Annotated in this window: 21 protein-coding genes; 10 read left to right on the forward strand and 11 right to left on the reverse strand. The window is 71.8% G+C overall.

Translation table 11 applies throughout. The features are described from left to right. The first annotated feature begins 91 nt into the window (after positions 1–91). From KV381_RS08075 to ybaK, 4 genes are all read left to right on the forward strand, one after another. Complete coding sequence (locus KV381_RS08075; RefSeq protein ID WP_218784975.1) at positions 92–1,693, forward strand: oxidoreductase; 1,602 nt, start codon at positions 92–94, stop codon at positions 1,691–1,693. 219 nt (positions 1,694–1,912) lie between these two features. After that, positions 1,913–2,953 carry a hypothetical protein gene (locus tag KV381_RS08080; protein WP_218784976.1) on the forward strand — a complete coding sequence of 347 codons (1,041 nt, stop codon included), beginning with the start codon at positions 1,913–1,915 and terminating at the stop codon, positions 2,951–2,953. Between the two features lie 5 nt (positions 2,954–2,958). Then, the gene (locus KV381_RS08085) at positions 2,959–3,723 is read left to right on the forward strand and encodes an LON peptidase substrate-binding domain-containing protein (protein ID WP_030086839.1); all 765 of its coding nucleotides are present in this window, start codon (positions 2,959–2,961) and stop codon (positions 3,721–3,723) included. A gap of 16 nt (positions 3,724–3,739) precedes the next feature. Then, positions 3,740–4,240 carry a Cys-tRNA(Pro) deacylase gene (gene ybaK, locus KV381_RS08090; RefSeq protein WP_030086841.1) on the forward strand — a complete coding sequence of 167 codons (501 nt, stop codon included), beginning with the start codon at positions 3,740–3,742 and terminating at the stop codon, positions 4,238–4,240. Between the two features lie 126 nt (positions 4,241–4,366). Here the strand turns inward: ybaK and KV381_RS08095 are convergent, their stop codons facing one another. From KV381_RS08095 to KV381_RS08110, 4 genes are all read right to left on the reverse strand, one after another. Beyond that, positions 4,367–5,080 (reverse strand): ABC transporter permease, encoded by a 714-nt coding sequence (locus KV381_RS08095; protein ID WP_218784977.1) that lies wholly within the window; start codon positions 5,078–5,080, stop codon positions 4,367–4,369. A 20-nt stretch (positions 5,081–5,100) separates the two neighbouring features. Then, positions 5,101–5,943, reverse strand: a complete 843-nt coding sequence (locus KV381_RS08100) for an ABC transporter permease (RefSeq protein ID WP_030086719.1) — start codon at positions 5,941–5,943, stop codon at positions 5,101–5,103. 133 nt (positions 5,944–6,076) lie between these two features. Beyond that, positions 6,077–7,060 carry an ABC transporter ATP-binding protein gene (locus KV381_RS08105; protein ID WP_030086717.1) on the reverse strand — a complete coding sequence of 328 codons (984 nt, stop codon included), beginning with the start codon at positions 7,058–7,060 and terminating at the stop codon, positions 6,077–6,079. A gap of 139 nt (positions 7,061–7,199) precedes the next feature. Beyond that, positions 7,200–8,468 (reverse strand): NYN domain-containing protein, encoded by a 1,269-nt coding sequence (locus tag KV381_RS08110; protein ID WP_030086716.1) that lies wholly within the window; start codon positions 8,466–8,468, stop codon positions 7,200–7,202. A gap of 291 nt (positions 8,469–8,759) precedes the next feature. Between KV381_RS08110 and KV381_RS08115 the strand changes: the two genes are divergently transcribed. Continuing rightward, on the forward strand, positions 8,760–8,939 hold the full coding sequence (locus KV381_RS08115) for a hypothetical protein (RefSeq protein WP_030086715.1): 180 nt from the start codon (positions 8,760–8,762) through the stop codon (positions 8,937–8,939). A gap of 104 nt (positions 8,940–9,043) precedes the next feature. On the opposite strand, the gene dnaE is transcribed toward KV381_RS08115, so the two are convergent. Next, the gene (gene dnaE, locus KV381_RS08120; protein WP_218784978.1) at positions 9,044–12,583 is read right to left on the reverse strand and encodes a DNA polymerase III subunit alpha; all 3,540 of its coding nucleotides are present in this window, start codon (positions 12,581–12,583) and stop codon (positions 9,044–9,046) included. A 203-nt stretch (positions 12,584–12,786) separates the two neighbouring features. Between dnaE and KV381_RS08125 the strand changes: the two genes are divergently transcribed. The 4 genes from KV381_RS08125 (at position 12,787) to KV381_RS08140 (ending at position 17,615) form a co-directional block, all read left to right on the forward strand. Beyond that, entirely contained in the window at positions 12,787–14,112 is a 1,326-nt protein-coding gene (locus KV381_RS08125; protein WP_218784979.1) for a DUF2252 domain-containing protein, read from the forward strand. A gap of 88 nt (positions 14,113–14,200) precedes the next feature. Next, positions 14,201–14,929 carry a hypothetical protein gene (locus KV381_RS08130; RefSeq protein WP_030086710.1) on the forward strand — a complete coding sequence of 243 codons (729 nt, stop codon included), beginning with the start codon at positions 14,201–14,203 and terminating at the stop codon, positions 14,927–14,929. 64 nt (positions 14,930–14,993) lie between these two features. Next, a complete protein-coding gene (locus tag KV381_RS08135) occupies positions 14,994–15,809 on the forward strand; it encodes a DsbA family protein (RefSeq protein WP_030086708.1) in 816 nt (271 codons plus the stop codon). Between the two features lie 135 nt (positions 15,810–15,944). Continuing rightward, positions 15,945–17,615, forward strand: a complete 1,671-nt coding sequence (locus KV381_RS08140; protein WP_218784980.1) for an alkaline phosphatase — start codon at positions 15,945–15,947, stop codon at positions 17,613–17,615. 16 nt (positions 17,616–17,631) lie between these two features. Here the strand turns inward: KV381_RS08140 and KV381_RS08145 are convergent, their stop codons facing one another. Next, positions 17,632–18,210, reverse strand: coding sequence for a dienelactone hydrolase family protein (locus KV381_RS08145; RefSeq protein ID WP_030086703.1), 579 nt, complete (start codon positions 18,208–18,210; stop codon positions 17,632–17,634). A gap of 49 nt (positions 18,211–18,259) precedes the next feature. On the opposite strand from KV381_RS08145, the gene KV381_RS08150 reads away from it, so the two are divergent. Continuing rightward, positions 18,260–19,414, forward strand: a complete 1,155-nt coding sequence (locus KV381_RS08150; RefSeq protein ID WP_103538227.1) for a mechanosensitive ion channel family protein — start codon at positions 18,260–18,262, stop codon at positions 19,412–19,414. Between the two features lie 13 nt (positions 19,415–19,427). On the opposite strand, the gene KV381_RS08155 is transcribed toward KV381_RS08150, so the two are convergent. The 5 genes from KV381_RS08155 to KV381_RS08175 all read right to left on the reverse strand — a co-directional run bounded on the left by KV381_RS08155 (position 19,428) and on the right by KV381_RS08175 (position 24,055). Continuing rightward, positions 19,428–21,014 carry a Na+/H+ antiporter gene (locus KV381_RS08155; protein WP_030086699.1) on the reverse strand — a complete coding sequence of 529 codons (1,587 nt, stop codon included), beginning with the start codon at positions 21,012–21,014 and terminating at the stop codon, positions 19,428–19,430. Between the two features lie 109 nt (positions 21,015–21,123). Then, entirely contained in the window at positions 21,124–21,609 is a 486-nt protein-coding gene (locus KV381_RS08160; protein WP_218784981.1) for a GNAT family N-acetyltransferase, read from the reverse strand. Beyond that, the gene (locus KV381_RS08165; protein ID WP_030086695.1) at positions 21,606–22,547 is read right to left on the reverse strand and encodes an RluA family pseudouridine synthase; all 942 of its coding nucleotides are present in this window, start codon (positions 22,545–22,547) and stop codon (positions 21,606–21,608) included. Before KV381_RS08165 ends, KV381_RS08160 begins: the two co-directional genes overlap by 4 nt. 66 nt (positions 22,548–22,613) lie before the next feature. Further along, positions 22,614–23,204, reverse strand: a complete 591-nt coding sequence (gene lspA / locus KV381_RS08170) for a signal peptidase II (RefSeq protein WP_030086693.1) — start codon at positions 23,202–23,204, stop codon at positions 22,614–22,616. A gap of 59 nt (positions 23,205–23,263) precedes the next feature. Continuing rightward, positions 23,264–24,055, reverse strand: a complete 792-nt coding sequence (locus tag KV381_RS08175) for a histone H1-like repetitive region-containing protein (protein ID WP_086779750.1) — start codon at positions 24,053–24,055, stop codon at positions 23,264–23,266. Positions 24,056–24,144: the final 89 nt, after the last annotated feature.

A 24,144-nucleotide genomic window follows, 5' to 3' on the forward strand; every position in this document is an offset into this window, starting at 1 on the left:
CCATGTCCGGCTGTCACTGCTGACCACTGGCTTCACGACGTCACACCAGGGAATAACGGCACTACAGCATGTGTGCACGGAGGGAGCGGCCGTGACCGAGCCGCACGAAGGCGATATCCCGGACGGCCTCAGCGCAGCGGAGCTGGGCATGTGGCAGTCCTTCCGCAACGGGACCACCTATGACTTACGCAGCTACGACACGACCCAGAACGATCCGTTCACCCCGCAGGCGTGGGGGCCCGAGCGGAGCGTCGGCGCGCGCACGGTGGCACGGCTGCTGCTGAGCGGTCCGCCCGCCCGGCCCGGCCGGGTGGCGGCGCTGAAGCTCCGGGGGGTGCGGATCACCGGAAAGCTGGATCTGGCGGGTGGCCGGGTGGCTCCGTACGTGGAGCTGACCGGCTGCCGCTTCGAGCAGGAGGTGGTGCTCCCGGAGTGCCACTTCACGACCTTGCGGCTGGTGGGCTGCGCGCTGCCCCGGCTGGAGGCGGCGCGGCTGCAGACCGAGGGCGATCTGCATCTGCCGCGCTGCCGGATCGACCGGGGCATCCGGCTGACCGACGCCCAGATCGGCACGGACCTGCTGATCAACCAGCTCAGCGTCGGCCCGGACCGGCACGGGCGGGCCGTCGTCGGGGACGGCATGACGGTCGCGCAGGACCTGCAGGCCGAGATGGTCGAGACGCTCGGCGAGCTGAGTCTGCGCGGCACGAAGGTGGGCGGTTCGCTGAGCCTGCGCGGCAGCCGGCTGCGGGCCGCCGAGGACCGGCGCGCGCTGAACGCCCCGCAGCTGACGGTGGAGCGCACGCTCTACATGACCGAGGCGTGGGTGAGCGTCGACACCGGGAACCAGGGCACCACTCCCCCGTACGGCGTGGTCTACGCCCCGACCCCGGCGCGCGGCACCCGCTCGCAGATCTTCGAGTGCCGGGGCGGGGTGCGCCTGGACGACGGGCGGTTCGGGGACGCGGTGGACCTGCACAAGGCGCGGTTCGTCATGACCCGGCAGGAGGAGCTGTCGATGCGCCGGATCGTGACGCCGGAGCTGCGGTTCAACGCGGAGCGCCCGGAGGAGGGCCGGGTCGTCCTGAACGGCGCGAAGGTGGTGACCCTGATCGACCTGTCGACGAGCTGGCCGGGCCCCGGCGGTCTGGCGATGGGCGGCTTCGTCTACGAGAACCTCGTCCCCTACGGCCACTTCCCGCTCTCCCGGCGCCTGGCGTGGGTGCAGGCCGCGACGCCGGAGTACGTCCCCGAGCCGTACGAGCGGCTGGCCACGGTGATGCGCAGCAGCGGCGAGGACGCGGACGCGCGCGAGGTGCTGCTCGCCAAGCAGCGCCGCCGCCGCGAGACGCTGCCGCCCGCCGCGAAGGCCTGGGGGTATCTCCAGGACTGGACGGTGGCGTACGGCTACCGGCCGGGGCGGGCGGCGGTGTGGATGGCGGTGCTGTGGGCGGCGGGCACGGCGGCCTTCGCGCAGCACACCCCGCCCGCGGTCAAGGACGACGAGTCTCCGATGTGGAATCCCGCGCTGTACGCGCTGGATCTGCTGATCCCGGTGATCAACCTCGGGCAGGACGGCTACTGGCGGATGGAGGGCGCCTGGCAGTGGGCCGCGGCCGGTCTGGTGCTGGTGGGGTGGGTTTTGGCCACCACGGTGGCGGCCGGGGCCTCCCGGATGCTGCGCAGGGGGTGACCGCAGGGGCGTTCCCGGGCGGCCGCGGGCGGTCGGAGCCGAGGTTCCGGCCGTCCGCCCCGGGGGGCCACAGGGGCTGACGGGCCGCACGGGAGAGCGCAATCAAGCCAACCAACACCCATTCCTTTGCCTTTTCTTGACCTGGCCCGATACAACCCATTCACTCGGCACAGAAGCTTCACAGCACACCCCTGGCGCGGCCCCCACCAGGCCTTTTCAATGGTCTGCACCATGGCCTTCCTTCGCGCTCTGCTCAGTACCGCGCGCATGATCCGGCACAGCCCTCCGCTGTCCGCCGGACTGTCCGCGGATGACGCGGTGCTGCTCGACGCCCCCGACGAGCGGCTCTCTCCCGCGCTGGTCGCCGCTGCCCTGGGCGACCACGAACCGGCCGCCAAGCTGCTCGCCGCCACCCGGGACACCGCCGACTGGGAGAACCGGGACCGCTATCTCGGCCGGCTGGTCACCTTCGCCCGCAGCCGGGACGGCTGGCTCGACCAGTGGCTGGCCGCCGCCCCGCGCGATCCGGACGCGCTGCTGGTCAAGGCGGAGCTGGCGGTCCGCCGGGCCTGGGAGTCGCCCGCCCGCGCGGAACGGCTCCGCGAGGTCGGCCCGCTGATCACCGCCGCCGCCGAGGCGGACCCGCACGACCCCGTGCCGTGGCGGCTCGCCCTGGACCACGCACGCGGCACCCACGCCACGCACACCGCCTTCGAGTCGCTGTGGGAGCAGGCCGTACGGCGCTCCGCGCACCACTACGGCTGCCATGTGGCGGCGCTGCGCTATCTGTCGGCCGCCTGGTACGGCTCGCACCGCGAGTGCTTCGACTTCGCCGAGCAGGCCGCGGCGGACGCCCGGCCCGACTCCCTGGTGCAGGCCCTGCCGGTCCGGGCGGCCTTCGCGCTGCTCCTGGACACCCAGGCGGTCGGCCGGACCACCTCCGTACTGGAGGAGCGGATCGACGCGGCGGCCGACCTGGCGATCGGGCTCTCCGCCGCCTACCGGCCCGGCGACCCGTGGCCGGCCGAGGTCCGCAACCTCCTCGCGTACGTCCTGCTCACCCGGGGCCGCTGGGCGGAGGCGCTGCACCAGTTCAACCTGATCGGGCTGCACGCGACGTCGTTCCCGTGGTCGTCGGTGTCCGACGACGCGCTCGGCCGGTTCATGGACGCGCGGGACGGCGCACGGCTCCAGGTGGCCTCGCTGACCCCGTTGCGCAACCGGGCCGACCACGGCCGCCCCCGGGGCCATTACGCTTGAGCGTTGTGACCACCGCCCGCCTTCCCCTTTTCCCGCTCAACGCGGTGCTGTTCCCCGGCCTGGTGCTGCCGCTCAACGTCTTCGAAGAGCGATATCGCGCCATGATGCGGGAGCTGCTGAAGAGCGACGAGGACGAACCTCGCCGCTTCGTCGTGGTCGCGATCCGCGACGGCCGCGAGATCGCCCCGACGGCCACCGGCATGCCGGACACGGTCGCGGCGGCCCCGCCCGCCGAGCGCGCCCCGGCGGAGGGCTTCGGCCCCGATCCGATCCAGACCTTCCACCGGGTCGGCTGCGTCGCCGACGCGGCGACGATCCGCGAGCGCGCCGACGGCAGCTTCGAGGTCCTGGCCACCGGCACCACCCGGGTCAGGCTGCTGTCGGTCGAGACGAGCGGCCCGTATCTGACCGCCGAGGTCGAGGACCTGGCCGAGGAGCCGCCCGGCGAGGACGAGGGCGACGAGGCCGGGGCCCTGGCGGAGGGCGTTCTGCGGGCCTTCCGCGCCTACCAGAAGCGGCTGGCCGGAGCGAGCGAACGCTCGCTGGCGACCGGCGCCGACCTCCCCGACGACCCGTCGGTGATCTCCTACCTGGTCGCCGCGGCCACGGTCCTGGACGTCCCCACCAAACAGCGGCTGCTCCAGGCCCCGGACACCGCGACCCGGCTGCGCGAGGAGCTGACGCTGCTGCGCAAGGAGACCGCGGTCATCCGGCACCTGCCCTCGCTGCCCGCGACGGACCTGACGCGGGCCCCCACCCACCCCAACTGACAAGGACCGGCCCGCGTTGGCGAAGAAGCCCAAGAAGCAGCAGTCGGGCGGCACCCCCGCCACGGTCGCCCTGACCGCGGCGGGCACCGCCTTCACGGTCCACGCCTACGACCACGACCCGGCGAGCCCGTCCTACGGCGAGGAGGCTGCCGAGGCCCTGGGCGTCTCCCCCGACCGGGTCTTCAAGACCCTGGTGGCGGACGTCGACGGCGCTCTGACGGTGGCGGTGGTCCCGGTGGCCGGCTCCCTGGACCTCAAGGCCCTGGCCGCCGCGGTGGGCGGCAAGCGGGCCGCGATGGCGGACCCGGCGGCCGCGGAACGCACCACGGGCTACGTCCGCGGCGGCATCTCCCCACTGGGCCAGCGCAAGCGCCTGCGCACGGTGCTGGACGCGTCGGCGCGCGCGCACGCCACGATCTGCGTGTCGGCGGGCCGGCGGGGCCTGGAGGTCGAGCTGGCGGCGACGGATCTGGCGGAGCTGACGGGGGCGACGTTCGCGGAGATCGCGCGCGCCTGATAGATGTCCTCAATCGCCGGACGGGCTGGAAAATCCAGCCCCTCCGGCGTTTGAGGAGCGGGGTCCGGGGCGGAGCCCCGGTTTCGGGAAGGGGCGGGTAGGGGAACAGGCCCGCCGCAGGCGCCCCTACGCCGGCCCACCGCTCCCCGCAGGCGGCGCCGGAGCCCCGGAATCCGGCTCCCCGTAATACTTCGCGTACCCCGACCCCACCCAGTCCGGCTCCACATCCCGCGGCCCGAACGCCGCCGTGAGCAGCAGATGGATCCCCATCGCCGCGAACGGCCAGGCCATCATCGCCACCCACACCGCGTGCAGCTCCAGCGGCGCGTCGAACGTGACGCCCTGACCGGCCTCCCGGGCGCGGCCCACCACATCGGACGACGGCCCCAGCCAGATGCCGACCCGCCACGCCAGCAGCGAGCCGAGCACCGCGCCCAGCGCCAGACCCACGACCACGAGGACGCCCCCGCGGCGCAACCGCCAGAAGACGGCGGCGGCGGAGAGCACCCCGAAGCCGATGGCCAGCAGGACGAACGTGCCGTCCGCGCCGATCGCCTCCTCGCCCTCGCTGTTCTTCAGGAAGACGGCCGTGTCGTCGGAGACCAGCGGCACACGCGGCGCGAACCACAGCCACAGCAGCCCGAGCACGAGGCCCGCGAGCGCGACCAGGACCACGACGACGGCGGCCTGACGGAGCTCGGTGGCCGTGTCCGGGTCGTCCGGCGAGCCCTGGAAGGGCGCGAGGTGGGAGCCCGAGGGCGGGGCCTGCCACGGATCGTGGGGGCCGGGCTGGTGAGGCGGCGTCAGAGGTGCGGTCACCTTGCCATCGTGCCAGGCCACCCTGTGAGGCGCCTCACCGGCTACCGTACGGCGGCCCGCCGGTACGCCCACGTCGCCACCGCCAGCGAGAGAACCCCCACCACCGCGCAGATCCCGAGGAAGAAGGCGATGATCCCCCAGTCCGGGCGGGCGTCGAAGGACCGGGCCAGCGCCTCGACCCCGTACGTCGAGGGCAGCAGATCGCGCGCCCACCCCACCGGCTCCGGCAGCCGCTCGGCGGGCAGCACCCCGAGCAGCAGGGCGGCCGACATGCCCAGCTGCCCCAGCAGGGTCGCCAGCTCCGGGCGCGGGGCGAGCAGCCCGAGGGCCGCGCCGAGACCGGCCAGGGCGGCTCCGGAGAGCGGCACGACGGCCACCAGGACCCACAGATGGGTCAGCGGCAGCTGGAACAGCACGCTTCCGGTGATCGCGGTGAAGATGGTGCCGGGCACGGTGAAGGAGGCGTACGCCCCGGCCGCCCCGAGCACCACCGCGGCAGGCGGCACGGGCAGCGTGGCGTAGTGGTCGAGCCCGCCGGACGCCCGCAGCTGCCCGAAGTACTGGGCGAGCAGGTTGAGCGCGACGAACGCGACGACCAGGACGCTGGATCCCGCGACCACCGCGCGGGCCTCCGCGCCGCCGTCCACGACACCCCGCATCAGGACCATGATCCCGACGGACTGGAAGGTCGCCACGAAGAGCAGCGGGATCCGGGCGACCCGCGCCCGGGAGAGCTGGGCGCGGTAGACGGCGGCCAGCGAGGGCAGCAGCCTGGCGCGCGGGGCGAGGGGCTCGGCGACGGTACGGGCGGGGGCCTGGCCGGACGGGCCGGGCCCGGGCCGGACGCGCGACGGTACGGTCCTGGCCGGAATGATGCTCGTCACCTCAGGCCGCTCCCCTTAGACACGTCCACCAGGTCAAACCCGTCCGGCACGTACCACACGTCCGGACCGTCCACCCTGTCGAGTACGTCCGCCGCGTCCGCGGCGTTCACGTTCCCCACGCCTGTCCTGTCCCTCACGCCTTCACCAGCCCCTTGGTCGCATTGGCCGCGTCTCCCCCGAGCGCGAGATAGACATCTTCCAGGCTGGGTGTGGCCAGGGTGAAATCGTCGAGCGCGGCGAAGGCCGCGCCGCCCGTCACCGCGGCGACCGCGGCCCGCGCCTCGTCGGGGCTCAGCCGCAGTACCCAGCGCCGCCCGGACTCCTGGGCGGACGGTCGCAGCGCCGCCACCTCGGGGACGTCCAGCGGGGCCCGTTCGCGCCACATCAGCTCGACGCGCACCTCCCCGGCGACCTTCTCCTTGAGCCCGGCCGGGGTGTCGCAGGCGATGACCCGGCCGCGTTCGAGGACGGCGACCCGGTCGAGGACGGTCTCGGCCTCGATCACGTTGTGGGTGACCAGCAGGACCGTGGCCCCGCGCTCGGCGCGGCGGCGGTCGACGGCGGCCCAGACGGCGCGGCGGGCGACCGGGTCCATGCCGGTGGTCGGTTCGTCGAGGACCAGGACGGGCCGGTCGCCGACCAGGGTGGCGGCGAAGCAGGCGAGCCGGCGCTGACCGCCGGAGAGCTTCTTCAGGGGCCGCCCGGCGATCTCGGTGAGGCCCAGCTCCTCCAGGACGGCGTCGCGCTCGGCGCGGGCCTCCCGTACGGCGAGGCCGCGCAGCCGTCCGGTGGTCTCGGCGGCGAGGGAGACGGTCAGTTCGTCGAGGGCGGTGGATTCCTGCCCGAGGTAGCCGATCAGCCGGGACGCCCGCTCGGGGTGGCGTACGAGGTCGTGGCCCAGCACCTCGACGCTGCCGGAGTCGGGCCGCATCAGTCCGGTGAGCTGACGGACCAGGGTGGACTTGCCGGCGCCGTTGGGGCCGAGCAGTCCGAAGATCTCGCCGCGTTCGACGTCCAGGCTGATGCTGTCCGTGGCGCGGATCTCGGGGGTCGCGGGGGTGCCTCGGCGGCCCCGGGCGGCGGGATAGGTCTTGACCAGATCGCGCACCGCGCACACGGTGCCGGTGTCCCTCTGCGCCTGTGCTGTGCCCGTACTCACGAGGTACGAGGGTACGGGGTCACCCGCCCCGGCTCGCGTCCGGGGCCACCCCGCGTCGCCCCGCGCACGGGTGGCCGGGCGTGTCCGGTGATCGGGCCTACTCCCCCGCCGGTACGTGCTCGGCGGCGGCCCGTACGTCGATCTCCCGCCAGAAGCCGGCCCGGATCGCGTAGCGGTCGTGCTCGTCGATCTGGTCGTCCTTGTGGGCGAGGAGTCCGAAGCGGGCCGCGTACCGCAGCAGTTCGCCGTCGATCCGGTGCGGGATGCGCGGGTACATGGTGGAGAGCCTCTGCAGGTGGACCGTTTCCGGCAGCCGTTCCATCCAGCGGCGGGCGAAGACCTGGCCCACCTCGAAGGGGTCGCCGCCGACGGTGGTGATGTCCTCCTCCCGGTCCGCCCAGCGCTGTTCGGCGCTGGTGACCTGGGCGAGGGTCGGCAGGGACGCGGTCTCGGCGGGCTCGCCGAGGGGGCCGCCGCGCTCCACCCACCCTTTGTCGGAGGACCAGCGCAGGGTGGCGCCCGCGGGCTGGGGCGGGTGCTGGCGGTCGGGGTGGGTGGCGTGGGCGCGCAGCGCGGCCAGGTCCTTGGGGGTGGGGACGGTCTTGTGCCCGGGGACGGACGGGGTGTCCGGCGAGGCGGCGGCGGGGGCGTTCTCGGCGGGGGCCTCGGTGCCGCTGCGGGCGGCGGCGGCCTGGGCCTCGGAGGCGCGTTCGGCGGAGGCGGCGAGGGCCGCCTCGGGCAGCGGTGCGGAGAGGATCGCGGCGATCTCGGGGCGCGGGGCGGGCGGCGGGGCGCAGCTGCCGCCGGTGTCCTTGGCGCGTACCGCCTTGGTGATCCAGGCCCGGTCGAGGACCCGGCGTTCGTCGGCCTCGGCGACCAGGTCCTCGGACTGGTTGTAGTCGCCGTCGGCGGCCTGTACGGCCCAGAGGTGGACGGCGACGCCGTGTTCCTTGGCGGACATCAGACCGGGCAGCAGATCGCCGTCGCCGGTCACCAGGACCACATCGGAGCAGGCCCGGTTCCTGGCGAGTTCGGTGAGCTCGGCGTGCATGGCGGCGTCGACGCCCTTCTGCGCCCAGCGTCCGTCGCTGCGGGTCAGGGCGCCCAGCCGTACGGTCACGCGGGGCATCACGCGGAGCCGGCGGTGCTCGGGCTGGGGCACCCGGTCGGGGGCGCCGTCGAACCAGTAGATGCGCAGCAGGGGCTGTTGGGTGTCGGCCTCGGCGCGCTCGCGGAGCCCCTGGATGAGGGCCGCGTGGTCGACGGTGATGCGGGAACGGGCGGGCTCTCCTGCCAGCAGACTCGCGGCTGCGCCCAGCAAGTAGCCGGCGTCCACCAGGACGACGCAACGGTCCACGCGTTCCACCCTCTTCCAGAATTCGGGAACGGTTCAGCGGCCCGCTCCTCGATGACCGGGTCCGCTTACCCAGGGTTTCCTTCGAGTCTGCCCGACCTCGCGGGGGTTAACGGCCGGAACTGGATCATCGGCGTGGCGGATCCGGAAAGGAATACGGGAAGAAGGCGAAAAGGCGGCGGAACGGCAGGCCACCGCGGAAACCGCTACGCACGGTAATGATCCAACATGCGGTGTTTGCAGCGCTATGTGAGTCTGACAGCGGTCCTGGCCCCCCAGGATTCCCCACAGGAGGCATTCACCATGGCCAAGAACAAGAACCGCAAGCAGGGCAGCCAGCACGACCGCGCGTCCGCGTCGGAGCGTAGTGCGGAGCAGGCCAAGTCGACGGCGTTCGAGTCCCAGAACCAGTCGCAGGCGCAGGCCCAGGGCAGCCCGTCCGACGTGGCGCGCAAGCATCAGCGACGCTTCGGCCACAACTGACCCGTCGGCCGCTCGCGGTAGAGACTGGCGTTGAGGACGGCGAGAGGGGCGCCCCGCACCGGCGGGACGCCCCTCTCGTCATGTCTGTCGTGTCGTGCTCGGGCTCAGCCGGCCAGGCAGGACGGGCCGAGCAGCACCTTCAGGTCGCCGAAGAGCGCCGAGTCGGCCTTGACCCGGTGCCGGTCCAGCCGCAGGACGGTGGTCTTGCGGGGGCCCTGGAGCTTGATGCGTACCTCGGTGTCGCCCCGGTGGTGGCTGAGCACCTCGCCGAGCCGGGTGACCATGGGCGGGGTGATCTTCACGGTGGGGATGGTGAGGACGACGGGGGCGTTGGTCCCGGCGTTGGAGATGTCGGGGACCTGCATCTCCATGGCGACCAGCCGGGGCACGTCCTCGCGCTTGTCGAGGCGTCCCTTGACGAAGACGACGGTGTCCTCGACGAGCTGGGTGGAGACCAGCTGGTAGGTGGCGGGGAAGAACATGCACTCGATGGAGCCGGCCAGGTCCTCCACGGTGGCGATGGCCCAGGCGTTGCCCTGCTTGGTCATCTTGCGCTGGAGGCCGGAGATGATGCCGCCGACGGTGACGACGGAGCCGTCGCTGTAGTCGCCGCCCATGAGCTGGGAGATCGAGGCGTCGGCCTTGTCGGACAGCACGTGCTCCAGGCCGAAGAGCGGGTGGTCGGAGACGTACAGGCCGAGCATCTCCCGTTCCTGGGCGAGCAGGTAGGCCTTCTCCCACTCGATGTCGGAGAACTCCACGTCGAGCCCGAAGCCCGGCTCGTCGCTCTCCTCCTCGCCCATGCCGCCGAAGAGGTCGAACTGTCCCTCGGCCTCCTTGCGCTTGACCTGCACCACGTTGTCGATCATCGGTTCGTGGTGGGCGACGAGCCCCTTGCGGGTGTGCCCCATCTCGTCGAACGCGCCGGCCTTGATCAGCGATTCCACGGTGCGCTTGTTGCAGACGACCGCCTCGACCTTGTCCAGGAAGTCGGGGAAGGTGCTGTACTTCCCCTTCGCCTTGCGGGACCGGATGATCGAGTCGACGACGTTCTGGCCGACGTTGCGGATGGCGGTCAGGCCGAAGAGGATCACGTCGTCGCCCTGGGCGGCGAAGTTGGACAGCGACTCGTTGACGTTGGGCGGGAGCACCTTGATGCCCATGCGGCGGCACTCGTTGAGGTAGACCGCGGACTTGTCCTTGTCGTCCTTGACCGAGGTCAGCAGGGCCGCCATGTATTCGGCGGGGTAGTTCGCCTTGAGGTAGGCGGTCCAGTAGGTGACCAGGCCGTACGCCGAGGAGTGCGCCTTGTTGAACGCGTACCCGGCGAACGGCACCAGGACGTCCCACAGTGCCTTGATCGCCGCGTCGGAGAAGCCCTTCTCCTTGGCGCCCTTCTCGAAGAGGACGAAGTTCTTCGCCAGCTCCTCGGGCTTCTTCTTACCCATCACGCGGCGCAGGATGTCGGCCTCGCCGAGCGAGTACCCGGCGACGATCTGGGCGGCCTTCTGGACCTGCTCCTGGTAGACGATCAGGCCGTAGGTGAGGCCGAGGACCTCCTTGAGGGGCTCCTCCAGCTCCGGGTGGATCGGGGTGATCTCCTGGCGGCCGTTCTTGCGCTCCGCGTAGTTCGTGTGCGAGTTCATGCCCATCGGGCCCGGCCGGTAGAGGGCCGAGACGGCGGAGATGTCCTCGAAGTTGTCGGGCTGCATCTGGCGGAGCAGGGAGCGCATGGGCCCGCCGTCGAACTGGAAGACGCCGAGCGTGTCACCGCGGCAGAGCAGTTCGTACGTCTTGGGGTCGTCCAGCGGCAGCGAGAGCATCTCCAGATCGATGCCCTTGTTGGACTTCACCATCTTGATGGCGTCGTCCATGATCGTCAGGTTGCGCAGGCCGAGGAAGTCCATCTTCAGCAGGCCGAGCGACTCGCACTGCGGGTAGTCCCACTGCGTGATGGTGACGCCGTCGGTGTGCCGGACCCAGACGGGCGCGTGGTCGACGATCGGCTCGCTGGACATGATGACGCCGGCGGCGTGCACGCCCATCTGCCGGACGAGGCCCTCGACGCCCTTGGCGGTGTCGATGACCTTCTTGACGTCCGGTTCGTTCTCGTACATCCCCCGGATCTCGCCGGCCTCGCTGTAGCGCGGGTGCTTGGGGTCGGTGATGCCGTTGAGGTCGATGCCCTTGCCGAGGACGTCGGCGGGCATGGCCTTGGTGAGGCGGTCGCCCATCGCGTACGGGTAGCCCAGCACGCGGGCGGAGTCCTTGATGGCGTTCTTGGCCTTGATCTTGCCGTAGGTGCCGATCATGGCGACCTTGTCGGCGCCGTACTTCTCGGTGACGTACCGGATCACCTCGACGCGCCGACGCTCGTCGAAGTCGATGTCGACATCGGGCATGGAGACGCGCTCGGGGTTGAGGAACCGCTCGAAGATCAGACCGTGCTCGATCGGGTCGAGGTCGGTGATGCCCATCGCGTAGGCCACGATCGAACCGGCGGCGGAGCCACGGCCGGGGCCCACGGCGATGCCGTTGTTCTTGGCCCACATGATGAAGTCGGCGACGACCAGGAAGTACCCCGGGAACCCCATCTGGATGATGATGTCCATCTCGTACTCGACCTGCTTCTGCCGGTCGTCGGGGACACCGTTCGGGAAGCGGCGGGCCATGCCGACCCGGACCTCCTCCTGGAACCAGGTGATCTCCGTGAAGCCGTCCGGGATCTCGAACTTCGGCATGAGGTTCTTCGCCTCGAACATGCCGGAGGTGTCGATCTGCTCGGCGACCAGGAGGGTGTTGGCGCACCCCTGCTGCCAGGCGTCGGAGGAGTCGACGGCGTACATCTCGTCCGTCGTCTTGAGGTAGTAGCCCGTGCCGTCGAAGCGGAAGCGGTCGGGGTCCGAGAGGTTCTTGCCGGTCTGGATGCAGAGCAGGGCGTCGTGGGCGGTGGCCTCGTGGGCGTACGTGTAGTGGGAGTCGTTCGTCACGAGCGGCGGGATGTTCAGCTTCTTGCCGATCTCCAGCAGCCCGTCGCGGACCCGGCGCTCGATCTCGATGCCGTGGTCCATCAGCTCCAGGAAGTACTTGCCCTCGCCGAAGATGTCCTTGTAGTCGGAGGCCGCCTGGACCGCCTCGTCGAACTGGCCGAGCCGCAGCCGGGTCTGCACCTCGCCCGAGGGGCAGCCGGTGGAGGCGATGAGCCCCTCGGACCACTGGGAGATGGTCTCCTTGTCCATCCGGGGCCACTTCTGGAGCCAGCCCTCGGCGTACGCGTCGGAGGAGAGCCGGAAGAGGTTGTGCAGCCCGGTCTTGTTGGACGCCCAGATCGTCTTGTGGGTGTAACCACCGGATCCGGACACATCGTCGCGCTTCTGGTGCGGCTGTCCCCACTGCACCTTGCGCTTGTGCTTGCGCGACTCCGGGGCGACGTACGCCTCGATGCCGATGATCGGCGTGACGTTCGCCTTCTTCGCCGAGTGGAAGAAGTCGTACGCGCCGTGGAGGTTGCCGTGGTCGGTCATCGCGATGTGCGTCATGCCCATCTCGTTGGCCGCCTCGAACATGTCCTTGAGCCGCGCCGCACCGTCCAGCAGCGAGTACTGGGTATGAACGTGCAGGTGCGTGAAGGGCGGCTTGGTCACGGCGTCGGGCCTCCGGGAAGTCGGGCGATGACGGACGGGGGGACAGCGTGGAAGTCTACGACGTGACGGAGTCGAACGACGGGCACTCCCGGCTTCCGCCGAGCGTTGGAGAAGGCGGGACACGTGTCCGTTTTGTCATGCACTCGGTCACCTGGGCCCGGGGTCCGGCCAGACACGCCAGCTACAGCAGGAGGCAGCAAGAGATGTCGGAAACGCAGACCGGCGCAGCGCAGCGCGGGGAGCAGATTCTCGCCGTTTTCGACACCGCCTTCGGGGAGCTGCTGGCCGCCGATCCGGCCGCCTTCCGGGTCAAGTTCCGCAAGATGGCGGGCTCGGCCTTCGCCTTCTACCGGGGCACGGCCTGCCTGTTCTACAGCGACCTGGAGCGGGAGCGGCACGGCGGCCCGTTCCTGGACGAGCGCACCGGCCGGGTATGGATCCACGGCGATCTGCACGCGGAGAACTTCGGCACGTACATGGACGCCAACGGCCGTCTCGTCTTCAACGTCAACGACTTCGACGAGGCGTACGTGGGCCCCTTCACCTGGGACCTGAAGCGGTTCGCCGCCTCCGTGGCGCTGATCGGTTACGCGAAGGCGCTGGCCGACCAGCAGATCACCGAGCTGGTCCGGATCTTCGCCGCCTCCTACCGCGAGCGGATCCACGCGCTGGCGACGGGCGCGAAGAACGACGAGGTACCGCCGTTCACGCTGGACACCGCGGACGGCCCGCTGCTGGGCGCGCTGCGGGCCGCCCGTTCGCGCACACGTTTCTCGCTGCTGGACTCGATGACGGTCATCCGGGACTTCGAGCGCCGGTTCGCGGACGGCGGCGGGGCGATCGACCTGGACGCCGCGACGCGCTACAAGGTGCTGGCCGCGTTCGACGGGTATCTGGAGACGCTGCCGGAGTCGAGCCTGACCCGGCCGGACTCCTACCGGGTCAAGGACGTGGTGGGCCGCCGGGGCATCGGCATCGGATCGGCCGGGCTGCCCTCGTACAACATCCTTCTGGAGGGCAACAGCGACGCCCTGGAGAACGATGTGGTGATCTACCTCAAGCAGGCGCAGACCCCGGCGGTCTCCCGGCACATCACGGACGCCGCCGTGCGGGAGTACTTCCAGCACGAGGGGCACCGCACGGTGATCTCGCAGCGCGCGCTCCAGGCGCACGCGGACCCGTGGCTGGGCTGGACCGAGCTGGACGGCTCCGGTCAGCTGGTCGCCGAGGTCTCGCCGTACGCGGTCGATCTGGACTGGTCCGACATCGATGAGGTGGACGAGATCGCGGCGGTCGTCGCGGACCTGGGCCGGGCGACGGCCACCATGCACGCGGCCGCCGACGACGAGAGCGGCCACTCGCTGGTGCCGTTCTCCACGGAGCGGGCGATCGACGCGGCCATCGCGGCCGACGAGGAGGGCTTCGCGCCGCTGCTGGTCGACTTCGCCCACAGCTACGGGGCCCGGGCCCGCGCGGACCACCAGATCTTCGTGGACCTCTTCCGCAACGGCCGGATCCCGGGCCTGTAGGGCCTGAGAGTCCCCGGGCGGCCCCGCCCGGGGACTCTCAGCCTCTTTTAAGGTCCGCTTACCTCCACGCATGACACACTTTCCGGCGATGGACATCTCAGGGACGCAGCTCAGGGTCGCGCGCGCGGCGGTCTTCACCGCGCTCGTCGTCACCCTGTCCACGGCGTCCCACGTGCTGCTCTCCCGGGTTCCGCTGCCGCTGACCGCGGTGGCGCTGCTGGCGGGCGTCGTCTTCGCGGTGGCGTACGCGCTGGCCGGCCGGGAGCGCGGCTTCGGGGCAATCGCGGGGCTGCTGGTCCCGCTGGAGCTGGCCGCCGACACGCTCTTCACCACGGGCCAGCACCTCTGTTACGGAGCGGCCGGCGGCCCGGTCGCCGGTCCGCTGCGCGCGGTGGGCTTCGACGTCCTGTGCGGCGGCGGTGAGGTCGGCACGGGCGGGGCCCGGATCGCGGGCGTCGGCGCGGTGGGCACCCCGCTGGCCGATGTGGCTGGTGCGGGCGACCGTGCGGCGGCGCTCCTCGCCCAGCCGGGACCGGCCGTGCCGTGGCTGCTGCTCGTCGCCCATGTGGCGGTCGGGCTGCTGGCCGCGGCCTGGCTGCGGCGCGGCGAGGCGGCCCTGGCCGGGCTGGTGCGCGCGGCGGCCCTGCTGGCGTTCCGGCCGCTGCTGACCGCGGTCGCCGTGGTGCGCGCGGGCGTCCGTTCCGCGGCTCGCCGGGCCCGGCCCGCCGGGCGTCCGCACCCGCCGCTGACCGCCCGCTTCCTCGTGCACTGTGTGGGCCGCAGGGGTCCGCCGTCCGCGCCGTACGCCGCTGCCTGAGGGCACGGCGACGCGCGACACACGGCAGGCCCACTCCCCACACACGTACCCACGGAGAACGATCATGAGCAAGCGCAACACCCAGGCGAACAAGGCGGCGGCCCGCGAGCGGCTGCGGGCCGAGCGCGAGCGCCAGGCCAAGAAGGACAAGAGCCGCAAGCAGCTCGTCGTGGCGGGCTCGGTCGTCGCCGCCCTCGCCGTGTTCGGCGGCATCGCCTACGGCGTGATGCAGCTGAACAAGCCGGACGCCTGGGAGGCGGCGGCGGACGCGAAGAACGTCACCGCGCCGAAGAACACCTCGGGCAAGGACGGCACCACCGTAGTGGTCGGCGAGTCCGGCGCGAAGAAGACCCTGGAGCTGTACGAGGACTCCCGCTGCCCGGTCTGCGCCACGTTCGAGCAGGGCGTCGGCGAGACGGTCTCGAAGGACGTCGAGGCCGGCAAGTACAAGGTCAAGTACGTCGGCGCGACCTTCATCGACAACACCGACAACGGCGAGGGCTCCAAGAACGCCCTGAGCGCGCTCGGCGCCGCGCTGGACGTGAGCCCCGAGGCGTTCCTGGAGTACAAGGCCGCGCTGTACTCGGCGAAGTTCCACCCCGAGGAGAGCGACGACAAGTTCGCCAAGGACAGCTATCTGATCGAGGTCGCGGACTCGGTCGACGCGCTGAAGGGGAACAAGGACTTCCAGAAGAACGTGGAGGACGGCACCTTCGACGCCTGGGCGATGAAGATGTCCAAGACCTTCGACAAGAGCGGGGTGCAGGGCACGCCGACCCTGAAGATGGACGGCGAGAAGATCACCAGCGAGGGCAGCGAGAACGCCCCCATGACGGCCGACGAGTTCACCAAGGCCATCGACAAGGCGCTCAAGGCGTAACGCCTCCGGACCCCGGCGGCCTCCGGCCGCTCCGGGGTCCGCCGGGCCACCGGCCGGCGACCGTTTCCCGACGGGCGGGCGAACTTCCTCTGTTCGCCCGCCCGTTCGCCGTACGCGCCCGTAGGGTGATCGGCCGTGACCAGTCGACACCTTCCCTCGCCGAGCCGCCGCACCGTCGTACGGGCCGCCGCCGCGAGCGCCGCCGCCGTCCCCGTGCTCGCCACCGCGTCCGTCACCTCCGCGGCCCCCGCCCGGGCCGCCGGGGCCCCCGCCTTCCTGCACGGCGTCGCCTCCGGTGACCCGCTGCCCGACGGCGTCCTGCTGTGGACGCGCGTCACCCCCGAGCCCGGCGCGGAGCCCGGCTCGGGGCTCGGCGCGGACACCCCGGTGCGCTGGGAGGTCGCCGAGGACCGGGAGTTCACCCGGATATCCGCGACCGGCACGACGATCGCATCGGCCGCGTCCGACCACACGGTGAAGGCCGACGTACGGGGGCTGCGGCCGGCCACCGCGTACTGGTTCCGCTTCACGGCGGGCGACGACACCGCCGACGCCGTGGTCTCCCCCGTCGGCCGCACCCGCACCGCGCCCGCCACCGACGCCGCCGTGTCCGGCATCCGGTTCGGCGTGGTGTCCTGCGCCAACTGGGAGGCCGGCTGGTTCTCCGCGTACCGGCATCTCGCCGCCCGGCCCGACCTGGACGCGGTCGTGCACCTGGGCGACTACCTCTACGAGTACGGGACCGGCGAGTACGGCACCCGGGGCACCACGCTGCGCGCGCACCGGCCCGCCCACGAGATCCTGGACCTCGCCGACTACCGCACCCGGCACGGGAACTACAAGACCGACGCCGATCTCCGGGCGCTGCACGCGGCGCACCCGGTGATCGCGATCTGGGACGACCACGAGTTCGCCAACGACGCCTGGTCGGGCGGTGCGGAGAACCATACGCCGGTCGCGGAGGGGGCCTGGGAGCAGCGGGTGGCGGCGGCCAAGCAGGCGTACTTCGAGTGGATGCCGGTGCGGGCCTCCACCGAGGGGACCGTCTACCGGCGGCTGCGGTTCGGGCGGCTCGCCGAACTCCATCTGCTGGATCTGCGCAGCTTCCGCTCCGAGCAGGCGTCGGTCGGCAGCGGGGCGGTGGACGATCCGGAGCGCACGGTCACCGGCCGGGCCCAGCTGGACTGGCTGAAGGCGGGGCTGGCCGGGTCGGACGCGGCCTGGAAGCTGGTCGGCACCTCGGTGATGATCTCGCCGGTCGCCTTCGGCGCGCTGCCCGCGCATCTGCTGGAGCCGCTGGCCGGACTGCTGGGGCTGCCGAAGGAGGGCCTGGCGGTCAACGTCGACCAGTGGGACGGCTACACCGACGACCGCAGGGAGCTGGTCGCGCATCTGCGGGACCGGGGCGTCGCCGACACGGTGTTCCTGACCGGTGACATCCATATGGCCTGGGCCAACGACGTACCCGTGAAGGCGGCCACGTATCCGCTGTCGGCGTCGGCCGCCACGGAGTTCGTCGTCACGTCGGTGACCTCGGACAACCTCGACGACATCCTGCGGGTCGCGCCGGGGACCGTGTCCGTGGTCGCGGCGGCGGCCGTGCGGGCGGCCAACCGCCATGTGAAGTGGGTGGACATGGACGCCCACGGTTACGGGGTGCTGGACGTCACCGCGGAGCGGGCGCAGATGGACTACTACACGCTGTCCGACAAGACGGACCGGGAGGCCACCACCGCCTGGACCCGCTCCTACCGCACCCGCCGGGGCACCCAGCGCGTCGAGCGGGCCGACCGACCGGTGCGCTGAGCGGGCCGGACCGCTTCTACAAGGTGGCGAGGAAGCCGAGTGCGACCTTCCAGGTCTGCTCGGCGGCCGCCTGGTCGTAGTCGTGCAGATCGGGGTCGGTGAACAGGTGCCCGGCCCCCGGGTAGCGGTAGACCTCCACGTCCGCACCGGTCCGCTGCATCTGGAGGTACCAGCTGTTCAGCCAGTCGTGGGACTCGAAGGGGTCCGGGTCCGCGACGTGCAGCTGGACGGGCAGCTCGTCCACCGATGCGTTCTCCGCGATGTCGGAGGTGCCGTGGAACAGCAGCAGCCCGCGGGCCTTCGCGTCGCCGAGCGCCAGGGTCTGCGCGGTCGCCGCGCCGAGGGAGAAACCGGCGTAGACGAGCCCCTGGTCGGAGTAGGGCGCGGCGGCCAGCACGGCACGCCTGAGCAGCTCGTCCTTGCCGATCTCGTCCTTGTGGGCCATGCCCTCTTCCACCGTGTCGAAGGTGTGCCCCTCGAACAGATCGGGCACGCGCACCTCATGGCCGGCGTCCCTGAGGCGCGCGGCCGCGGCGTGCACGGCGGGCGTGAGCCCGTACGTCGAGTGGAAAAGCATGATGTTCATGAGGCCCATGGTGCCATTTGTGCCCTGAGGTCCGCCCTACAGCCAGGAGGACGAGGCAATGGAGAGCGTGCTGCGCCCGCTGATCGTCATCGGCGGTTCCGTGGTGATCACCCTGCTGATCGGCTGGCTGGCCGACCTGCTGCTGCGGCGGGCCGACAGCCGTCACCACGAGACCCCGTTGTGGGGGCTGCTGCGGCGCTGCCGGCCTCCGTTGCAGGTGGTGGTCATCACGGCGCTGCTGCGCGGCAGCTACCGCCAGACGAGGATCGACTGGGTGTGGGACCACCGGGCGGGGATCGGCCAGGTGCTGACCCTGGTGCTGATCGGCGCGTCCGCCTGGCTGGTGGTGCGGATCGCGGCGACGGTCGTGGAGGCCAGCTACGCCCGGTACGCCACGGCCACCCGCGACCCGGCCCGGGTCCGCCGGGTCCGGACCCAGGTGACGCTGATCCAGCGGGTGGTGATAGCGGTGGTGACCGTCGTCGCCATCGCGGCGATGCTGCTGACGTTCCCTCCGATGCGGGCGGTCGGCACGTCGATGCTGGCCTCGGCCGGACTGCTCGGCATCGTCGCGGGCGTCGCCGCCCAGTCGACGCTCGGCAATCTCTTCGCCGGGCTCCAGATCGCGTTCGGCGACATGGTGCGGATCGGCGACACCGTGGTGGTGGACGGCGAGTGGGGCACGATCGACGAGATCACCCTGACGTTCCTGGCGGTGCGGACCTGGGACGAGCGGCGGATCACGATGCCGGTCTCGTACTTCACCGGCCAGCCGTTCGAGAACTGGTCGCGCGGCGGGGTGCAGATGACCGGCACGGTCTTCTTCCACCTGGACCACTCGGCCCCGGTCGCCGCGATGCGGGAGAAGCTGCGGGACCTGCTCGGCGACATCGCGGCCTGGGACGGCCGGGACTGGTCGCTGGCCGTCACCGACACGACGCCGTCCACGATCCAGGTGCGGGCGGTGGTCACGGCGAAGGACGCGAACGACATCTGGACGGTGCGCTGCGCGGTGCGTGAGCAGCTGATCGGCTGGCTGCGCGACCACCATCCGTACGCGCTGCCGCGGATCGCCACCGCGCCCGCCGTGCTGCCGCCGGGCGAGCAGTGGGCGGAGCCGACGGGTGCGGGGACGGACCGGCCCGGCCGCAACGGGACGTCGCCGCCCGTCGACCGGGGCGACTCCAAGGCCCCGCGCACGGGCCGCGGCTGAGGCCGCCAAAGGCTCAGCGCAGCGAGCGGAAGTCCAGATACCGCAGCACCCGGTCCACGACCTCCGGGTCGGAGCCGGGCTCGCTGCGCGCGGAGAGCACCTCGTGGCGGGCGGCCGACATCATCTCGCGCTGGACCCGGCTGACCGCCTTGAAGCGCTCGGCGCGCTTGGCGTAGGCCTCGCGCCGCTCCTCGTCGACCATGTCCGGGCTGATCCGGGCCCCGATGTCGTACGCGGCGCGCTGGAGCCGCTCCACGACCTCCTCGGGGAAGTCCTCGACCTCCTGGATCTCCTTGAGGCGGTACTTGGCGGCCTTGGCGGCCCGGATGGCGAGGTCCCGCTCCAGCGCCTCCTCGGCGTCGGTGTCGGCCCGGACCCTCAGCTTCCGCACCAGCCAGGGCAGGGTGAGCCCCTGGAAGACCAGGGTGGCCATGATCACGGCGAAGGCGATGAAGATGATCTCGTCGCGCCCGGGGAAGGGCTGCCCGTCATCGGTCTCCAGCGGGATCGCCAGCGCCAGGGCGACCGAGGCCACCCCGCGCATCCCGGCCCACCACATCACGACGGTCTCCCGCCAGCTGGTGGGGATCTCCTCGCTGACGTCGCGTCGGGTGTGCAGCTTCTTGGCGAGCCAGGTCGCGGGCAGCAGCCACAGCAGCCGTACGCCGACGACGACGGCGACGATCGCGAGCCCCCAGCCGACCATCTCCAGGGCGTGCCCGTCGGCGGTGCCGAACACGGTGTGCAGCTCCAGGCCGATGAGCCCGAACGCGACGCCGGTGACCAGGGTGTCGACGATGTCCCAGAAGGTACGTCCGGTGAGCCGGCCCAGCACGTCGTCGGCGTCGGCGGTGTGCTCGGCGAGGAACAGCGCGATGGTCAGGACGGCCAGCACCCCGGAGCCCTCCAGCTCCTCGGCCAGCACGTAGGCGACGAAGGGCACCAGCAGGGTCAGGCCGACCTGGAGGGTGGCGTCGCCGAGCAGGTTCATCAGCTTGATGGTGAGCCAGCCGAGCGCGAGGCCGACGGCGACCGCGACGACGGCGGAGAGGACCAGCAGTCCGAAGGCCTCGGGGAGCGAGAAGGTGCCGCTGACGGCGGCGGCGATGGCCACGTGGTAGAGCACGATGGCGGTCACGTCGTTGAAGAGCCCCTCGCCCTCCAGGATCGACACCAGCCGGCGCGGCAGCCCCACGGAGCCCGCCACGGCGGTCGCCGCGACCGGGTCGGGCGGGGCGACGAGCGCGCCGAGGGCGACGGCCGCGGCGATGGGCAGCCCCGGCACGATGGAGTTGGCGACCGCGGCGACGGCGGCCGTGGTGACGAAGACGAGGGCCACGGCCAGCAGGAAGATCGGCCGCCTGTTGGCGGCGAACTGCCGCCAGGAGGTGCGCTGCACGGTGGCGTAGAGCAGGGGCGGCAGCAGCGCGGGGAGGATGATCTCCGGCGGGACGTCCACGTTCGGCACGAACGGCATGAACGCCATCGCGATGCCGACGAGCGTCATCAGCACCGGTGCCGGCAGCCCCAGCCGTGCTCCGAGCGGCACCGTGACCACGGCCCCGAGCAACAGCAGGAGCAGCAGGGACATCTGTTCCACGAGGGGCCTTCCGGAGCGTGCGGGTCCGGCACGTCACGAGCGGCCGAACAAGGACTCCACCCTGCCACGCGGGGTGTGCGATTCAGCCGATACCCCCCGCTTCCGGCGTTCAGACCGGGTGGATCTCCCGCCGCATCGCCCGGTGCGGCATGCCCGCGTCGGGGAACTCGGGGCCGTACGCGGCGTATCCGAGCCGCTCGTAGAAGCCGAGGGCATGGGTCTGGGCGTGCAGGTCGACGGCGGCCAGGCCCAGCTTCCGCGCCTCGTCCTCGATGGCCACGACGAGGGCCGCGCCGACCCCGAGACCGCGGGCGGCACGGCTCACGGCGAGCCGGCCCAGCGAGCCGACGGCCGGGTCGCCGCCGGTCTTCGCGGCCGCGTCCGCACCGTGCAGCAGCCGGCCCGTGCCGAGCGCGGTGCCGTCCGCGGCGACGGCCAGGACGTGCACGGCGGTCGCGTCGTAGGAGTCGTACTCCAGCTCCTCGGGCACGTTCTGCTCGCCGACGAAGACGTCCTTGCGGACCTGGAAGCAGGCGGCGAGATCGCTCTCCTCGACGGCCCTGCGGGTGCTGTACGGGGTGGGCCCGGCGGTCACTGGCTCTCCGCGGAGATGGTGTCGAGGGCGTGCTGGAGGTCGGCCGGGTAGGTGGAGGAGAACTCCACCCAGCTGCCGTCGCTCGGGTGCTCGAAGCCGAGCCGCACGGCGTGCAGCCACTGGCGGGTCAGCCCGAGGCGCTTGGCCAGGGTCGGGTCCGCGCCGTAGGTGAGGTCGCCGACGCAGGGGTGGCGGTGGGCGGACATGTGGACCCGGATCTGGTGGGTGCGGCCGGTCTCCAGCTTGATGTCGAGGAGGCTGGCGGCGCGGTAGGCCTCGATCAGGTCGTAGTGGGTCACCGACGGCTTGCCCTCGGCGGTGACCGCCCACTTGTAGTCGTGGTTGGGGTGCCGGCCGATGGGGGCGTCGATGGTGCCGCTCATCGGGTCCGGGTGGCCCTGGACGAGGGCGTGGTACTTCTTGTCGACGACCCGGTCGCGGAACTGGGCCTTGAGCAGGGTGTAGGCGCGCTCGGACTTGGCGACGACCATCAGGCCGGAGGTGCCGACGTCGAGGCGGTGCACGATGCCCTGGCGCTCGGCGGCGCCGGATGTGGAGATCCGGTAGCCGGCGGCGGCGAGGCCGCCGATGACGGTGGTGCCGGTCCAGCCGGGGCTGGGGTGGGCGGCGACGCCGACCGGCTTCATGATGACGACGATGTCGTCGTCGTCGTGGACGATCTCCATGCCCTCGACGGGCTCGGCGACGATCTGGACCGGAGCGGGCGCCCCGGGCATCTCGACCTCCAGCCAGGCGCCCCCGTGGACCCGCTCGGACTTCCCGGCCACCGAGCCGTCCACCTGGACCTTCCCGGCTGCGGCCAGCTCGGCGGCCTTGGTGCGGGAGAAACCGAACATCCTGGCGATGGCGGCGTCGACACGCTCGCCTTCCAGGCCGTCCGGTACGGGCAGGGTGCGGATCTCGGGGTGCGTACTCACCTGTCGAGTATGCCTTGCGCGGAAAGCTCTCCGCGCGGCCCGGCCCCGCCCGGTCCGTGCGGACGGTCAGTCCTTGTGCACGGTCCCGTCGGGGTCGAGGCCCTTGAAGGAGAGGATCACGATGAGGATGCCGCCGCACACGATGGCGGAGTCGGCGAGGTTGAAGACGGCGAAGTGCTTGGGGGCGATGAAGTCGACCACCGCGCCCTCGAACACACCGGGCGCCCGGAAGAGCCGGTCGGTGAGGTTGCCGAGCGCACCGCCCAGGAGGAGTCCCAGGGCGATGGCCCACGGCAGGCTGTAGAGCTTGCGGGCCAGCCGGACGATCACCACGATCACACCGGCGGCGATGATGGTGAAGATCACCGTGAACGCCTCGCCGAACCCGAAGGCGGCGCCCGCGTTCCGGATCGCCCGGAACTGCAGCCAGTCGCCGACGATGTCGATCGGCGGCTGGTGCTCCAGCTTCGCGACCACGATCATCTTGCTGACCAGGTCCAGGAGATAGGCCACGACGGCCACGCTCAGCAGGACGAGGACCTTCCGCTTGCCCCGGCCCGCGTTCACGGCGGCGTCGGCGGCCGTGCTGCCGCCTTCGTCCGTGCCCTCGGCCTCGGGATTCTCCGGCGTACCGATGATGCGCTCCGCCTCTGCCACGTAAGTCCCTCAACCCTAGGTGCATGCCTTCGGATGAGGGTACGACACACCTGTGCGGATCAGCCGCGCCGCTCCTGCTTCTGTTTGTCCTCGACGCACAGGGTGGCCCGGGGGAAGGCCTGCATCCGCGCCTTGCCGATCGGTTGGCCGCAGATCTCGCAGAGGCCGTACGTCCCCGCCTCCAGCCGGGCCAGCGCCCGCTCGGTCTGCTCCAGCATCTCCTGGGCGTTGGCGGCGAGCGACAGCTCGTGCTCGCGGGTGATGTTCTTGGTGCCGGTGTCGGCCTCGTCGTCGCCCGCGCCGTCGCCGGAGTCCCGCATCAGCCCGGCGAGCGCCGCGCCGGAGGCCTCCAGCTCGCTGCGGAGCCGCAGGATCTCGCTGGTGAGCAGGGTGCGCGCCTCGGTGACCTCCTCGGGCGTCCAGGGGTCCTCCCCGGGCCGGACGGCCAGTTCGTCGGGGGCGGCGGCGCGGGCCGGTGGCACCGGGGCCGTGGCCTGTCCGCCTGCCGCGGGACGACTCGCGCTCTTCTTGGCTACCACCGTTGGGGCTCCCGTCTGCTCGGCGGCCGGGGCCGCCTCCGTGGCCGCCGTCGCGGCCTTTTCCGACGTCTTCCTGGCCGCGCTCTTCTTGGCGGCGGTCTTCTTGGCGACGGGCTTCTCGCCGGCCGCCGTCTTCTTCGCCGCGGCCTTCTTGGCCACGGTCTTCTTCGCCGCCGTCTTCTTGGCCGCCGTCTTCCTGGCGGCGGCCTTCTTCGCCGTCCTCTTCGCGGGCGCGGCCTCCTGGCCGGCCGGTGGCTCGTGGGTGCCGTCGTGCTCGGCCGCGGTCTCTTCCGCCGTCTTCTTCGCCACCATGGCCGCGGCCCCTTCACATATTGTGATCTTGCTCGCGAATCGTGCTGGGACGATAAATCGACTCCAGCCCCGCGGCAACGGGGCACGCC

The organism is Streptomyces sp. WY228 (assembly GCF_019287315.1).
Taxonomy (GTDB): domain Bacteria; phylum Actinomycetota; class Actinomycetes; order Streptomycetales; family Streptomycetaceae; genus Streptomyces; species Streptomyces caviscabies.

Bases quoted from the DNA above. Each gene is read 5' to 3' on its own strand.
- KV381_RS08080 (WP_218784976.1), top strand. From the start codon at position 1,913: ATGGTCTGCACCATGGCCTTCCTTCGCGCTCTGCTCAGTACCGCGCGC.
- KV381_RS08115 (WP_030086715.1), top strand. From the start codon at position 8,760: ATGGCCAAGAACAAGAACCGCAAGCAGGGCAGCCAGCACGACCGCGCG.
- KV381_RS08125 (WP_218784979.1), top strand. From the start codon at position 12,787: ATGTCGGAAACGCAGACCGGCGCAGCGCAGCGCGGGGAGCAGATTCTC.
- KV381_RS08130 (WP_030086710.1), top strand. From the start codon at position 14,201: ATGGACATCTCAGGGACGCAGCTCAGGGTCGCGCGCGCGGCGGTCTTC.
- KV381_RS08135 (WP_030086708.1), top strand. From the start codon at position 14,994: ATGAGCAAGCGCAACACCCAGGCGAACAAGGCGGCGGCCCGCGAGCGG.
- KV381_RS08145 (WP_030086703.1), bottom strand. From the start codon at position 18,210: ATGGGCCTCATGAACATCATGCTTTTCCACTCGACGTACGGGCTCACG.
- KV381_RS08150 (WP_103538227.1), top strand. From the start codon at position 18,260: ATGGAGAGCGTGCTGCGCCCGCTGATCGTCATCGGCGGTTCCGTGGTG.
- KV381_RS08175 (WP_086779750.1), bottom strand. From the start codon at position 24,055: ATGGTGGCGAAGAAGACGGCGGAAGAGACCGCGGCCGAGCACGACGGC.